Genomic DNA, 13,132 nt, shown 5'->3' with positions numbered 1-13,132 from the left:
GTGCGGGCTGATGAGTTCGTGGTTGTCTGCTCCCCTGGCTCCTCTCGCCAGGAAAGATTTCGGCTCATCTCCGCCAGGCTTTTTGGAAAGAACCAATGAGACGCACATCTCCGTTTCCACGTCGATATTATGCCAGTCTAAGTCAGTTTCTGGCAGATGCCGCCTGGCTGTTCCGGCATCGCACCCGGTTGCGGCAGGCGCGCACCATGCTCTCGCCGGCATTCCGCGAGCGCCTGATGCTCGCCGTTACTGCCGTCAATCGTTGTCGCTACTGTTCGTTCGCGCATACCCGCATAGCGTTGGCGGTTGGTGTGACGAATGCCGAGATTGCCCGGATTCTTGACCAGACATTCAGCGACTGCCCGCCAGACGAAGCGCCAGCGCTGGCATATGCGCAGCACTGGGCGGAAACCGATGCAGCGCCAGACCCGACAGCGCGCGAGCGCCTCTCTTGCGAGTATGGCGTGCTCCGCGCCGACGCAATCGAGGCGGTGTTGCGGATGATCCGGGTTGGAAATCTGCTGGGCAACACGTTTGATTACATCCTCTTCCGCCTTTCTGGTGGACGCCTCGGTTTGACCGATGACGACCGGCGCCTGGTATGAATGCGACCATCCTGATTATCGAAGATGAAGCCAGCATCCGCACCGTTGCGCGCGCCTACCTCGAACAGGCGGGGTTTCGCGTGCTGCTGGCGGACAGTGGACCCGAAGGAGTGGAACTGGCGCGCCACGAGTGCCCCGATCTGGTCATTCTCGACCTGAATCTGCCAGGGATGGACGGGATGGAAGTCGCCGCACGGCTGCGGCAGGACTCAGATGTGTTCATCGTTATGCTCACAGCACGCAGTGAGGAGAGCGACCGGGTCGCCGGGCTGCGCATTGGCGCCGACGACTATGTCATCAAACCGTTCAGCCCACGCGAACTGGTGGCGCGAGTCGAAGCGATCCTGCGTCGTCGCCGATCCACAACCCCAGCAGTGAATTCTACCTTACGCTTTGCGCACATGCAGATCGACCCGGACCGGCGCGAGGTCACTGTTGGCGATCAGACAATCGATCTGACAACGACCGAGTTCGACGTGCTTTTGGCGCTGGCGCGGCGTCACGGCAGAGTGTTGAGCCGTGAACAGATCCTCGATCTGGTGTGGGGAAACGATTTTTACGGCACCGACCGTGTGGTGGATGTGTACGTTGGGCAGGTGCGCCGCAAACTGGAAGCGGTCGCCGGTGTTTCGCTCATCCAGACGGTGCGTGGCGTTGGATACAAGTTCATCGATGAAGCGGTATAAGCGCATGGGGCTGTGGCGGCAACTTCGCTGGCGTATCATCGCTGCACAGATGCTCGTTGTGCTGGTTGGCGTTGTGACGCTGATTGTAACGGCCGACATCGTGGCGGCGCGCACGGTTGATCCCGCACTGTTGCCCGTTTTTGAAGAAGCGGTGCTCCAGGCGCTGATCGTGGCCGCCCTGGCATCGGCACTGGTCGGTCTTGGCGCAAGCCTGCTGTTGGTGCGCGAGATTCTGCGTCCGTTGCGCCAGCTGGCGGTCAGCAGTCGCCGGATTGCCAGCGGTCATTACGATGAACGGGTAACTGTGCCGTTGAGCGATGAACTGCGCGATGTGGCGCAGAGTTTCAATCAGATGGCGGAAGCGTTGGCGCAGGTCGAACAGCAACGCGTGACCCTGATCGGCAATGTGGCGCATGAGTTGCGCACACCGCTTGCCGGTCTCGAAGGGTACCTTGAAGGATTGCTCGATGGCGTGTTGCCGGGCGATCCCGAAACAATCAGTGCTATGCAGCACGAAGTGCGGCGTCTACGGCGACTGGTCGATGACTTGCAGCACCTCTCACGGGTCGAGGCGGGTCAGATGCCGCTTCAATCGCAGGTCTTCGATCTCGTGGCGCTGGTGCAGCGTATTGTTGCTCAACTGCGACCACAACTCATCGAGCAGTGCCTGGAGATAGCCGTCGAAGCGCCCGACAGAGCAGTGCTGGCATATGCCGATCCGGATCGAACGGCGCAGGTGCTGGTCAATCTGGTGGGCAACGCCATTCGCTACACACCGGAGGACGGATGCATCACGCTCCGGGTGCGCAGCGAGGTGGAACACGTTCAGGTTGCCGTAGAAGATACTGGCATCGGCATTCCGGCGGAAGCGCTGCCCTACCTGTTCGAGCGTTTCTACCGCGTCGATCCATCGCGCAGCCGGGCGAGCGGCGGCAGCGGGATCGGGCTGACGATTGCGCGTCACCTGGCGCGGGCGATGGGGGGCGAGATCACGGCTACCAGCCCTGGCATTGGTCAGGGAAGCGTCTTTACCCTGACCCTGCCGCGCGGCGATAATGAAAGGGGCAAGCGCCATAGTTCGTGAGGGGGACACGGATTCACGCGGACACAACGGATCGCCACGGACCTGGTCGGGATGGCACGCAACCAATACCAATGACGATTGAAGATGCCGCATGCGTGTTATTCCGAGCGCAGCGACTTGGCATTCCGAGCGCAGCGACTTGGCATTCCGAGCGCAGCGACTTGGCATTCCAAGCGCAGCGAGGAATCTCAGCGAGTCGCGCAAGACCCCTCGCGCTGCTCGGGATGACCATGCCGGATGGTCACAGGTCATTGGTATAACCCATGAGCATCCGTCTCCACCGGTGGGCGTCCGGGTGCTCCGCTGTCGTGAGGGGGACACCGATTTGCACCGATGGAACGGACCGCCACGGAACTGACCGTGATTTGTGCTATACTCTTCTCATTCGTATCTCTAAACCGAACCAGGAGGTGCATGCTCCGAAGGGGTGAGCGCCAGAATCATGGTGATGTGTCATTCTCCGCATGACCATCTTCACAATCCGAAAGGCAGGGAAGCTATGTTCACGACAAAGTGGTTGAAACTGTTCGGCGTCTTTTCGATTCTCGCGCTCGTGCTGGCTGCCTGTGGCGGCGCACCGGCGACAACTCAGCCCACTGCCGCCCCGGCGCAACCAACGACCGCACCGGCGCCGACCGGCGGCGGTAAACTCGAAATCTTCAGTTGGTGGACAAATGGCGGCGAAGCCGATGGGCTGAACGCCATGTTCGACATCTACAAGCAGCAGAATCCTGGCATCGAAATTGTGAATGCCACTGTCGCCGGGGGCGCTGGCACGAATGCCAAGACCGTACTGAAGACTCGCCTTCAGGGTGGGCAACCGCCGGATAGCTGGCAGGTGCATGCTGGCAAGGAATTGACGGCATATGTCGATGCCGGTCAGATGGAACCGCTGACGCAGTTCTTCAAGGAGCAGGGCTTCGACAAGGTCATGCCGCCGAAACTGCTCGAACAGATCACCTACAACGGTGAAATCTGGTCGGTGCCGGTCAATATCCACCGATCGAACGTTCTCTGGTACAACATCAAGATTTTCCAGGAGAACGGTCTGACCCCGCCCAAGACTATCGACGACTTCTTCACAGTGGCTGAGGCGCTTCAGGCGAAAGGCATCATTCCGCTCGCAGTCGGCGGCAAAGACAAGTTCGAGACGCCGCACCTGTTCGAGAGCGTGCTTCTGGCGGTCTTTGGACCGGACGATTACGCGAAACTGTTCCAGCCCGGCGCCGACTGGAGCGATCCGCGTGTTCGCCAGGCAGCCGAGATTGCGAAACGAATGTTGGAGTACTCCAACAGCGACCGCTCGTCGCTGGGATGGGCGGATGCCGCACAACTCGTGCTCGACGGCAAGGCGGCCATGACCATTATGGGCGACTGGGCGCATGGCTACTTCATCAGCAAGGGCGCGAAAGTCGGTGTTGACTATGGCTATGCCGCAGCGCCGGGCAACGACGGCGTCTTCATGTGGCTGTCGGACAGTTTTGGTCTGGCGAAGGGCGCGCCGAACCCGGAGCAGGCGAAGGCATGGCTGGCGCTCTGCGGCTCGCGTGAGGGGCAGGACGCCTTCAACCCGAAGAAAGGGTCGATCCCGGCGCGCACCGATGCGAATGTGAGCCTGTACGACGAGTATCTCCAGTACTCGATCAAAGCCTTCGGCAGCGAGAAACTGGCGCCGAGCGTTGTTCACGGCGCGGCTGCTCCTGAAGCGTATATGACCGAGTACGGCAATGCCCTGAACGTCTTCGCCAGCGACCTCGACGTTGATGCGGTCGTCGAGGCGTTGCAGGATGCTGCGAAAGACCTGAAGTAACGTCGAAACGTCAGGAAATTACATACGGAGGGACGTTGTTGAGACGTAGCATGCTACGTCTCAACCTCTCTTCACGTCTATCCGCAAAGGAGCACGCATGCGACAGGCAAAGACGCTCAGCGCACATCCCGCCCGTCGAGTGCGCTGGATGAACCGGGATCGGGCGGTTGCACTGTTGATGATCGCCCCATCGGCGCTGGCAATCGCCGTCTTCGTCTATGGTTTCATCGGTTGGACCGCCTACATTTCCATGACCGACTGGCGTGGACTGGCAATATCCACGTCGTTCGTCGGGTTCGACAATTACCTGACGATCTTCAGCACCGCGCGATTCCAGACGAATATCCGCAACCTGATCGTCTTTACGGTCTTCTTTCTGGCGTCTTGCCTGGTGATCGGGCTGTTACTCGCGGTGCTCGTCGATGCACGGGTGCGCTTCGAGGGGTTCTTTCGCTCGGTCTACATCTTCCCGATGGCGCTCTCGTTCATCGTAACCGGCGTTGTCTGGCAATGGTTGTTTGCACCGGGCAACTGGCCCACTGATCCGACCGGGATCAACCTGCTGTTCAAGCAGTCGGGCTTTGGTTTTCTCCAGGCGGCATGGACGACCGATACGAACATTGTGCCGGGATGGCGCATCGAAGGATTACGCACCCGGATTGGCATCCCAATGGCGATGATTCCGGTTGTTGTTGCGGCAGTCTGGCAGATGTCGGGGTTTGTGATGGCGATGTATCTGGCGGGTTTGCGCGGCATTCCAGAAGAAATCAAAGAAGCGGCACGGGTCGATGGTGCGACTGAGTGGCAGGTGTTTCGCACTATTACGCTGCCGATGCTTCAGCCGATTACATTGAGCGCCGTTATTATTCTGGGGCATATTTCGCTGAAGATTTTCGACCTGATCGTCACGATGACCGGTGGCGCGCCCGGCAACAATACCGAGGTGCCCGGGTTGTATATGTACGAAATCACCTTCAAAGCCAACAAGTTCGCCGAAGGCGCAGCGGTGGCAATGGTGATGCTGGTCGTCGTCGCCGTGCTGGTGGTGCCGTATCTGATCTATAACCGTCGAACAGAGGTGGAACGATGAGCAGCATTGCCACGCCTGCATTCGGGCGACGACGCCTCCGCTGGTCACGCCTGGTCATTTACGGCGTCATGACCACGTTTCTGCTCTTCTTTCTGCTCCCGGTCTATCTGCTGCTGATCACCAGTTTCAAAAGTTTCGATCAGGTGAGCCTCAGCCGGATGTGGGACCTGCCGACGAGTTTTTCGCTCGAAAGTTTCAACCGCGCCTGGAACGGCGGCGAAGGGGTCATTGGGATGCGCGGCAGTTTCTGGAACAGCGTGCAACTGGTGGTTCCGGCGACGGTCATCTCGTGCATTCTGGGGTCGCTCAACGGCTATGTGCTATCGAAATGGCGCTTCCCCGGCTCAGAAACGCTCTTTACTCTGATTCTCTTCGGTATGTTCATTCCCTACCAGAGCGTCCTGGTGCCGCTGGTCGAAATACTGCGCGAGATGCGCCTGTACGCGACGATTCCCGGCCTGATCCTGGTGCATGTGGTCTACGGCATTCCGATCACAACCCTGATTTTCCGCAACTACTACGCGACCGTGCCGAACGAACTCGTAGAAGCCGGGAAGATCGATGGCGCCGATTTCTTCGGTATCTACCGCCATGTGATGCTGCCGCTCTCCGCACCTGGTTTTGTGGTCGTGGCGATCTGGCAATTCACCTCGATCTGGAACGAGTTCCTGTTCGGGCTGATCATTACCAATGACCCGCAGTTGCGCCCGGTGACCGTGGCATTGCAGAACCTGTCGGGGAGCCAGTTCACGCAGTGGAATGTGCAGATGGCCGGGGCGCTGCTGGTGGCGCTGCCGCCGCTGCTGGTCTACATTTTCCTGGGGAAATACTTCCTGCGCGGGCTGCTGGCCGGGTCGCTGAAGGGGTAGAAGGCTATACCGATATGAAGAACACTGCTGATAAGGAACTCAGCGCCTGTACACCTGCACCTGTTCGCCCGGAATGTTTCAACCATACGTGCAACCTTCCTTATGGTTTGATCGCACAGCATGTGCATCAAGCAATGAAAGACTTTGTCAATTTCCTGGATCTCATCAATTCCCAGTTTTGCGCAAGGGGAATGCTTCGTCTCGAACTATTTCTCATGCCCGCTACATTCAGCGGAATGGTTGGAGATTTCATTACCGCCAGGATTCCAGAGTATTGTCGTGGGGTGGTGAAGAACCGACATCACAACGGACATCCGGACTTGATCTCATTCGGTAAGTTTCCCGCAGATTCAGTCCAATACGCGCAAGAAGGAGTTGAGGTAAAAGCATCACGATACGCGTCTGGTTGGCAGGGACATAATCCAGAGGCTGTGTGGCTTATGGTATTCTGCTTCAATAGCAACACTCTCAACGAAAGAAATAAGGAAGAGTATGAGCCTCGTCCTTTTCGTTTTACAGGCGTCTACGCCGCTAAACTGGAAAAAAGTGATTGGTTTTTTTCTGGTCGTTCGGTATCCAGTAGACGAACGATCACAGCCAGCGTAACGAAAAGCGGTGCGGATAAAATGAAAGATAACTGGGTGTACAAAGACTCAGGCGAGCTTAAGAGATAACCGGGATTCTTTCGTCCCTGAAAGCGAAAGCGCAGGAACAGCCCGCAGACTCATCGCATAGTATTCTCTGTTCTTCTCAATGCCAATCGCCGTGTACCCGACCGCTTCCGCAGCAGCCAGGGTGGAACCGGCGCCCATGAAGGGGTCAAGAACGATGCCTTTGCCAAGGGGCAGGGAGGCATACACAATCTGACGCAGAAACGATTGCGGTTTCAGGCTTGGATGGTTTGCAATTGAACGTTCCTTTTGCGGTGTGCGTTCGCTCTCGATCACGTCTTCAAACGGATTGCCATCCGGTTTACGCCGCAATCCGCCGGTCTGAAACGTTCTGAGACACGCGCCAACCGTCATATCTTTGGGAACCGGCTTGCGGAAGATGCCCCATGGCTCATAACACCCGCGCGGCATCGAGCAGACATCTGGAAACTCCTCTTCCGCATTCTTTGGACGATCACCGCCGCGGAGCGTTCGGACGAGCCGGATGACCTGCCCGCGAAACTCAAGCCCGGCATCGGTAAGGGCGGCAAAGACGATTTGCGAGAGAAATACATTTGATGCAAGAAAAACATGGGCGCCGGGGCGGAGAAGCCGCAGGGTCAGACGCGCCCATTCGTAAAAGTATTCCTGAATGCGCGCTCGTTCCCTGGGGTTGAGCGCCGTAAACCGTGGCAGTGGCGACCGGTTGTGACCGTCAAACGATGGTGGGATGCGCCAGACGCCTCCGTGACCATTTGAGCGTTTTTCCAGCTGATCGGGGTCGTATTCCTTAACTCCGTAAGGCGGATCAGTGACAATCGCGTGAATGCTTTCAGCAGGCGCCTGCCGCATCCATTCATAACAATCAGCGTGGATCGCCAGCGATCGCGTGAAAGCGCTCGACTCATAGTCGAACGCATAGGTCTGTTTGAGGTCATCAGCGGTCATACGATGTCACCTGATCATCAAATCGTCTCGCCAAATGTATACGTCAGGCTGATCTCCGTGAGCATTCGCGTGACTGCTGATCGTTCCTCGTCGCTCGCCGCCAGCAGTCGTTCAAAATCGGATAAACTGATACAAACGTGCGGTCAGTCAGATACGACGTTCGCGTGTTCATTGTTCAAGGCACAACGGTCAACGCACAGCGTCAGTCGGGGCGTTATGACCACGCATCGTCATCAGTAGCCCCAGCGGGGCTTTCACTTGCGGTGAGCACCGTCGAACCGCGTCCTCAGCGAGGGCTTTCGCCCGCAGCGCCACGGCAGTATTGCACGAATGACCGCGCATTCATATGAGCAATATCGCCTGTGGCAGGCTACGACGCTTGATAACGTAGCGCAAGTCGTTCTGGATGACATCATCGAGCACACCACCAGAATTGTTCTGCGCCATCGTTGCAGCGATTGTTTTTGTCGCCATCTCGCCTCCTCGATTGGCTCTATTATCCTGTTGAGCCAGATTGTAGAATGAAACTTATGTGCTGTCAAACGTCACGCAGTTGAGCAGCGTGGCTGCATAGGGATTGAGAACCCTCTTTCCTCACTGTGTCTGCTTGCCAACGAGTTCGCTACCAGGTATACTATTGTACAATTGTACATGTAGTCAAGGACGTATGGTTATCGTCGTTGATACATCTGTGATTCTCGCCGTCGTGCTGAATGAGCCGGGCAAATCCGCTCTTATTCGGCTCACCGTCGGGGCCGAATTGATTGCGCCAGCGTCATTGCACTGGGAGATTGGCAATGCGTTCTCCGCTATGCTCAAGCGCAAACGATTAACACTCGACGAAGTGCGCCAGGCAGTCGTCGAATATCGTAAGATTCCCGTTCGATTGCTTGACGTATCGCTCGACGATGCGATGACGCTGGTCGCACAATTTTCCATCTACGCTTATGATGCCTATATGATTTCGTGCGCTCGCATCCACTCTGCACCGCTCATCACGATTGATAATGGTCTCAAGTCGGCAGCGGAGGCGGCTGGCGTAACAACTCTGGAGGTTCTCCCATGAAAAGCTACACCTATTCAGAGGCGCGACAAAACTTCGCAGCGCTTCTCGAACAAGCTCGACGCGATGGGGCGGTTCGCATCCAGCGTCGTGACGGACAGAGTTTCGTGGTGATGCCAGAACAGCCGACCACATCGCCGCTCGACATTGCCGGGATTACGCCCGCCCAGGCAATTGACCGCGATGAGATTCTTATCAGTATTCGAGAAGGACGCCGACGCTACGACCCATAACGCCCAGGACGCCAAGGCAATCGTTCGTAATCACACGTCTGCCAGGCGCTCTTCTGCGGCTGATGCCGTTCAAAAAACGTTGAGGTGATCGTGCTGCCAGGGACTCTTGACTATCCGCCATTCCCGCGGTTGACCTGGGAGGATTACTTCTGGGCAAGCGAGATCGTTCTGCCGTCGTGGGCTGGCTTCTGGGCGCGCAGCAGCGAGTACGGCGGCGCCAGACGCTCCCGACTGGCGGATGGGAGGGTGCGGCTGTTGATCGCGCCACCGGTGATCAATGCCCGCACAGCGCCGGGGTTATGACGCATCGCGGGCGGGTGATTGCCGCAGGTCCCGTTGATCTCTTGTTCCTGGAGTGGGTCGCCGAGCAAGGACGTGAACGCCTGGAGGGCGCCTTGCGTGACTACGATGATGTATCATGTGATGTATGTATGGGATTAGGAATGGCAGCACGAAGGAGGCATAGCGACGAAAGTTCGTAAACAGGTGTACCTTGAGCCTCATCAAGAGATGCTTCTCAAACAACGGGCACAAGAGCAAGGATTGACCGAAGCCGAGATCATCCGTCGAGCCATTGAGCAGCATGTTCATCTATCGCTTGTTCCCCGGCGCGATCTGGCAGCCTGGGAGAAGGAGAGCGCGTTTATCCCGCGTTTGATGGAACACGGTCCTGCGCCTGGCAGGAGCATCTGGCGACGGGAGGAACTGCATGAGCGCCAGAGTGCTGGTGGACACGAATGTTCTGGTCTATGCTTATGATCGCTCCGATCCTGAACGACAACAACGCGCCTTCGAAGTTCTGGACCGTCTCTCCATGAGCAACGCTGGCGTGTTCAGCACGCAGGTGTTTTCTGAGTTCTTTGTTGCCGTAACGCGAAGATCGCCACTCCCCTTCCTGTACCGGATGCCTGTGATCGGAATCACCAACTATCTCCAGAGTTGGACCATCTTGGAGATAACGGGTATGATCGTTCTGGAAGCTGCGCGTGGGGTACGTGATCACCGGTTCAGCTTTTGGAACGCTCAGATCTGGGCTACTGCCCGCCTGAACCAGATCTCCGTTGTCTTAGCAAGGATTTCAACCCGGAACAGATCACAGAAGGAGTTCGTTTCGTGAATCCGTTTGCTGCGGATTTCCAGATAGAAACCCGGCTGCGCAGATAAGGTCCCGGTGCGACCTCAACACTTCGTCGCTCCATTCTCCAACCGCCCCATCACCATCTGATACACTGCTGCCAACGGCACGCCGTGCTCGCGCGCGATCCGGGCGCAGTCTTCGTACTCCGGCGCGGCGCCGATCAGTTCGCCGCGCCACCGTTTCCGTTTGACTCGCGCCACGCCCAACGGGGTCGCAATCTCAACGATGTCACGGTCGCATACGTGGCGCTCAACGGTACGCCGCCGCACCCCCAAGGTTGTCGTTTCGCACATGAGCAGGCTCACCGCCGTGTCTTCCAGGTCGGCGGTGACAAGCGCGGAGAGTTGAACGCCAGGACGCCCCTTCTTCATCAGGATTGGCGTACACCAGACATCGAGCGCGCCGGCGGCACGCAGAACATCTGTCGCATACGCAATCTGTTCCGCTGGCTGATCGTCGATATTCGTTTCCAGCAGCACCAGACCGCGCTGCCGGGAGGCGTCTTCCTCCTCATCAGGATCACCAAGCCAGACGCGCAGCGCGTTCGGGCGTTCCATCTGGCGCGCGCCGAAGCCATAGCCGATGGCGCACAGACGCATTGACGGACGGCGAAAGGTCGCCAACGCTGCCAGGATCGCCGCGCCGGTCGGCGTTGTCAACTCGAACGGCGTTTCATCAGGAGTGATTGGCGCGCCAACCGACGCCAGGATCGCAAGCGTGGCGGGGGAGGGAATGGGCAGGGGACCGTGTGCGCTGCGGACCCATCCGGCGCCAAGCGGCAACGGTGAAGCAAAGACCTGCTCGACGCCAAGCAGATCAAGACCGGCTGCGACGCCAACGATGTCCACAATCGCGTCGAGCGCACCAACTTCGTGGAAATGGATGCGATCGACGGTTGTGCCATGCACCTGTGCTTCCGCTTCGGCGAGGATGGCGAAGATGCGCATGCTGCGTTCGATCACCGCCGCCGGTAGGGATGAAGTGCTGATGATGGCACGGATGTCGTCGAGGGTGCGATGGACATGACCCTCTGGCGCAATGACGTGGGCGCGCGTGCCGGCGAGTGGACCGCGCACCTCGCGCATGGCGTTCAGGTCCCATCCATCGACATTGAGGCGCCGCAACGCCTCACGAAGCGCATCAAGCGACAATCCGGCGTCCAGCAATGCGCCAAGCGCCATATCGCCGCTGATGCCGGAAAAACAGTCGAAGTAGATGACACGTGGCATGTGTGCTCCTCACAGGGCATCCCCTTGCGAACCGATTTCAAGGGCGGATAGCACGCATGAGCATAGCGGGCATGCATGGCGTTTTCCCCTCACCCCCCGCTCCGCTCCCGCGCGCGGGAGCGGGTAGACCGGCACCACGCGCGCGGGTCCGTCCCACGGTGGGCGTGCCGGTGTGCGCGCGGGTGTTCGGTCCGCCCTTAGAACAAACCGGTAGGGAATAGACCGGCTCATCGATCCATGCCGCGCCATGTCGCGCGGTGCATACGAATGTCCGGCGCTACCGATCAGGGTTTTTCTCTCATTATCAGGCCGAATCCTGCCCCCCTCCCACGTCTCCTTCCACCGGAAGGGAGACCGTTGTTCCTCCCGCAGCAGGGAAGGCAGGAGATGAGAGCGAAACCGACGCACACCCGGGCAACCCGCCAAGCACAGAGAGCAAGGACCAAAAGGCGTTGGGCGCCTGCTTTGACCGCTGCGCCAGCGCGTTGCGTTGCGCATCCCGCAGTGTCAGATGCGATGTCCAGAGCAGTGCCGACGCCGGTCTCTTTGGGAACTGCACAAATGGTTTCAGCGTGAACACACCTCTTTGTGCGCCGTCGGCGCCATGCGCGCCACATCTTTTTGCGCCCCAACGACGGACGACGGCGCCGCCTCCGACGAAACGCAGTTGCGTCCGTTCTGTTTGCTCTGGTACAGAAGATGATCCGCGCGATCAAGAAGACCGAGCGGCGTGTCATCCGGATGCGCGATCGCCGCACCGAGCGAAATAGTCACGTGGACATTCCTGGCGCCGATGAATAGGGTGGATTGTTCGACCAGCGCGCGCAGGCGTTCGGCGAGGACGAGCAGCATACCGGCGCTGACATTCTGGGCGACGATGGCAAATTCCTCACCGCCCCATCGCCCTACTGCGTCGAAGGCGCGCACATTGTGCGCCAGGGTGTGCGCGACCATTTTCAACACATCGTCGCCAACCAGATGCCCGAAGGTGTCGTTGATCGCTTTGAAATGGTCAATATCAGCCAGAATGACCCCAAAGGGCCAGCCATAGCGCCGCAACTCTTCGAGCCGACTATGGGTGTTGCTTTCGATGAAGCGCCGATTGCCGATACCGGTCAGTGGATCGAGCAACGCCAGTTCGCGCAGGCGTTCAATTTCTTCGAGCGCTGCTTTCTGATAAGTGTTGTCGCTGAAGACTTCGACAGCGCCGACAATGGCATCGCTCTTATCCCGAATCGGCGCCACACGCACCAGCACCGGCACACGGTGCCCCTGTTTGTGATGCATGATCACCTCCGCCTGACGCGGCTGACCGTCGCGGATGGTTGCGGCAAGCGGACACATGCCGGTGCATAACCGCCGTCCACATTCATCGACATGGCGGAGCAGATTGTCGCCACAGAAGCGTCCGATCACCTCATCGGCACTGTACCCGGAGAGGCGTTCGGCGCCCCGGTTCCAGTACAGAATCCGACGATGGCGATCAACAAAATACACCCCGTCGTGCATCTCATCGAGCAGTTGTTTGTAAAAGGCGTCATCCATGGCTTGCCTCCGGGCTGAGAACGAACGACTGTTCGGCGTGTGATACCAATGACGATTGACGATGCCGCATGCGTGTCATTCCGAGCCCTGCGCTTCGCTCAGGGTAAACGCAGCGAGGAATCTGAGCGGGTCGCGCACGACCCCTCGCGCTGCTCGGGGTGACCATGCCGGATGTTCACAGG

15 protein-coding genes are annotated in these 13,132 nt (G+C 58.5%); 11 read left to right on the top strand and 4 right to left on the bottom strand.

What is annotated here, in order from left to right:
• The first annotated feature begins 95 nt into the window (after window positions 1-95).
• The 7 genes from RCAS_RS06005 to RCAS_RS23810 all read left to right on the top strand — a co-directional run bounded on the left by RCAS_RS06005 (window position 96) and on the right by RCAS_RS23810 (window position 6,818).
• Window positions 96-605 (top strand): carboxymuconolactone decarboxylase family protein, encoded by a 510-nt coding sequence (locus tag RCAS_RS06005; protein WP_012119704.1) that lies wholly within the window; start codon window positions 96-98, stop codon window positions 603-605.
• Window positions 602-1,291, top strand: a complete 690-nt coding sequence (locus RCAS_RS06000; protein ID WP_012119703.1) for a response regulator transcription factor — start codon at window positions 602-604, stop codon at window positions 1,289-1,291. The genes RCAS_RS06005 and RCAS_RS06000 overlap by 4 nt, the downstream gene beginning before the upstream one ends.
• Complete coding sequence (locus RCAS_RS05995; RefSeq protein ID WP_232280190.1) at window positions 1,260-2,375, top strand: sensor histidine kinase; 1,116 nt, start codon at window positions 1,260-1,262, stop codon at window positions 2,373-2,375. Before RCAS_RS06000 ends, RCAS_RS05995 begins: the two co-directional genes overlap by 32 nt.
• A 499-nt stretch (window positions 2,376-2,874) precedes the next feature.
• Complete coding sequence (locus tag RCAS_RS05990) at window positions 2,875-4,185, top strand: ABC transporter substrate-binding protein (RefSeq protein WP_041330292.1); 1,311 nt, start codon at window positions 2,875-2,877, stop codon at window positions 4,183-4,185.
• 97 nt (window positions 4,186-4,282) lie between these two features.
• Window positions 4,283-5,275, top strand: a complete 993-nt coding sequence (locus RCAS_RS05985) for a carbohydrate ABC transporter permease (protein ID WP_012119700.1) — start codon at window positions 4,283-4,285, stop codon at window positions 5,273-5,275.
• Window positions 5,272-6,144: a carbohydrate ABC transporter permease gene (locus RCAS_RS05980; RefSeq protein ID WP_012119699.1), complete on the top strand. Its 873-nt coding sequence runs from the start codon at window positions 5,272-5,274 to the stop codon at window positions 6,142-6,144. Before RCAS_RS05985 ends, RCAS_RS05980 begins: the two co-directional genes overlap by 4 nt.
• A 14-nt stretch (window positions 6,145-6,158) precedes the next feature.
• Entirely contained in the window at window positions 6,159-6,818 is a 660-nt protein-coding gene (locus tag RCAS_RS23810) for a hypothetical protein (RefSeq protein WP_083760281.1), read from the top strand.
• Here RCAS_RS23810 and RCAS_RS05975 read toward each other — a convergent pair.
• Complete coding sequence (locus tag RCAS_RS05975) at window positions 6,798-7,742, bottom strand: DNA-methyltransferase (protein ID WP_012119698.1); 945 nt, start codon at window positions 7,740-7,742, stop codon at window positions 6,798-6,800. The genes RCAS_RS23810 and RCAS_RS05975 overlap by 21 nt on opposite strands.
• A 342-nt stretch (window positions 7,743-8,084) precedes the next feature.
• The gene (locus RCAS_RS26165; RefSeq protein WP_012119697.1) at window positions 8,085-8,216 is read right to left on the bottom strand and encodes a prevent-host-death family protein; all 132 of its coding nucleotides are present in this window, start codon (window positions 8,214-8,216) and stop codon (window positions 8,085-8,087) included.
• A gap of 193 nt (window positions 8,217-8,409) precedes the next feature.
• Between RCAS_RS26165 and RCAS_RS05970 the strand changes: the two genes are divergently transcribed.
• The 4 genes from RCAS_RS05970 (at window position 8,410) to RCAS_RS05955 (ending at window position 10,155) form a co-directional block, all read left to right on the top strand.
• Window positions 8,410-8,808 (top strand): type II toxin-antitoxin system VapC family toxin, encoded by a 399-nt coding sequence (locus RCAS_RS05970; RefSeq protein ID WP_012119696.1) that lies wholly within the window; start codon window positions 8,410-8,412, stop codon window positions 8,806-8,808.
• Window positions 8,805-9,038 carry a type II toxin-antitoxin system Phd/YefM family antitoxin gene (locus RCAS_RS05965; RefSeq protein ID WP_012119695.1) on the top strand — a complete coding sequence of 78 codons (234 nt, stop codon included), beginning with the start codon at window positions 8,805-8,807 and terminating at the stop codon, window positions 9,036-9,038. Before RCAS_RS05970 ends, RCAS_RS05965 begins: the two co-directional genes overlap by 4 nt.
• Before the next feature lie 90 nt (window positions 9,039-9,128).
• Complete coding sequence (locus RCAS_RS24930; RefSeq protein WP_157042565.1) at window positions 9,129-9,341, top strand: hypothetical protein; 213 nt, start codon at window positions 9,129-9,131, stop codon at window positions 9,339-9,341.
• A 406-nt stretch (window positions 9,342-9,747) separates the two neighbouring features.
• Complete coding sequence (locus RCAS_RS05955; RefSeq protein ID WP_012119693.1) at window positions 9,748-10,155, top strand: PIN domain-containing protein; 408 nt, start codon at window positions 9,748-9,750, stop codon at window positions 10,153-10,155.
• 62 nt (window positions 10,156-10,217) lie between these two features.
• Here RCAS_RS05955 and larC read toward each other — a convergent pair whose 3' ends face one another.
• The gene (larC, locus tag RCAS_RS05950; RefSeq protein WP_012119692.1) at window positions 10,218-11,405 is read right to left on the bottom strand and encodes a nickel pincer cofactor biosynthesis protein LarC; all 1,188 of its coding nucleotides are present in this window, start codon (window positions 11,403-11,405) and stop codon (window positions 10,218-10,220) included.
• A 567-nt stretch (window positions 11,406-11,972) separates the two neighbouring features.
• Entirely contained in the window at window positions 11,973-12,950 is a 978-nt protein-coding gene (locus RCAS_RS05945; protein WP_012119690.1) for a sensor domain-containing diguanylate cyclase, read from the bottom strand.
• Window positions 12,951-13,132: the final 182 nt, after the last annotated feature.

It is taken from the genome of Roseiflexus castenholzii DSM 13941 (assembly GCF_000017805.1).
Classification (GTDB): Bacteria; Chloroflexota; Chloroflexia; order Chloroflexales; family Roseiflexaceae; genus Roseiflexus; species Roseiflexus castenholzii.
The sequence above is the reverse complement of the archived record's forward strand: the minus strand, read 5'-3'. Positions and strand labels throughout refer to the sequence as shown.

Coding starts and splice junctions, on each gene's coding strand:
- RCAS_RS26165 (WP_012119697.1), bottom strand. CDS start 8,216: ATGGCGACAAAAACAATCGCTGCAACGATGGCGCAGAACAATTCTGGT.
- RCAS_RS05975 (WP_012119698.1), bottom strand. CDS start 7,742: ATGACCGCTGATGACCTCAAACAGACCTATGCGTTCGACTATGAGTCG.
- RCAS_RS05945 (WP_012119690.1), bottom strand. CDS start 12,950: ATGGATGACGCCTTTTACAAACAACTGCTCGATGAGATGCACGACGGG.
- RCAS_RS05980 (WP_012119699.1), top strand. CDS start 5,272: ATGAGCAGCATTGCCACGCCTGCATTCGGGCGACGACGCCTCCGCTGG.
- RCAS_RS06000 (WP_012119703.1), top strand. CDS start 602: ATGAATGCGACCATCCTGATTATCGAAGATGAAGCCAGCATCCGCACC.
- RCAS_RS05965 (WP_012119695.1), top strand. CDS start 8,805: ATGAAAAGCTACACCTATTCAGAGGCGCGACAAAACTTCGCAGCGCTT.
- RCAS_RS05955 (WP_012119693.1), top strand. CDS start 9,748: ATGAGCGCCAGAGTGCTGGTGGACACGAATGTTCTGGTCTATGCTTAT.
- larC (WP_012119692.1), bottom strand. CDS start 11,405: ATGCCACGTGTCATCTACTTCGACTGTTTTTCCGGCATCAGCGGCGAT.
- RCAS_RS06005 (WP_012119704.1), top strand. CDS start 96: ATGAGACGCACATCTCCGTTTCCACGTCGATATTATGCCAGTCTAAGT.
- RCAS_RS05985 (WP_012119700.1), top strand. CDS start 4,283: ATGCGACAGGCAAAGACGCTCAGCGCACATCCCGCCCGTCGAGTGCGC.
- RCAS_RS23810 (WP_083760281.1), top strand. CDS start 6,159: ATGAAGAACACTGCTGATAAGGAACTCAGCGCCTGTACACCTGCACCT.
- RCAS_RS05970 (WP_012119696.1), top strand. CDS start 8,410: ATGGTTATCGTCGTTGATACATCTGTGATTCTCGCCGTCGTGCTGAAT.
- RCAS_RS05990 (WP_041330292.1), top strand. CDS start 2,875: ATGTTCACGACAAAGTGGTTGAAACTGTTCGGCGTCTTTTCGATTCTC.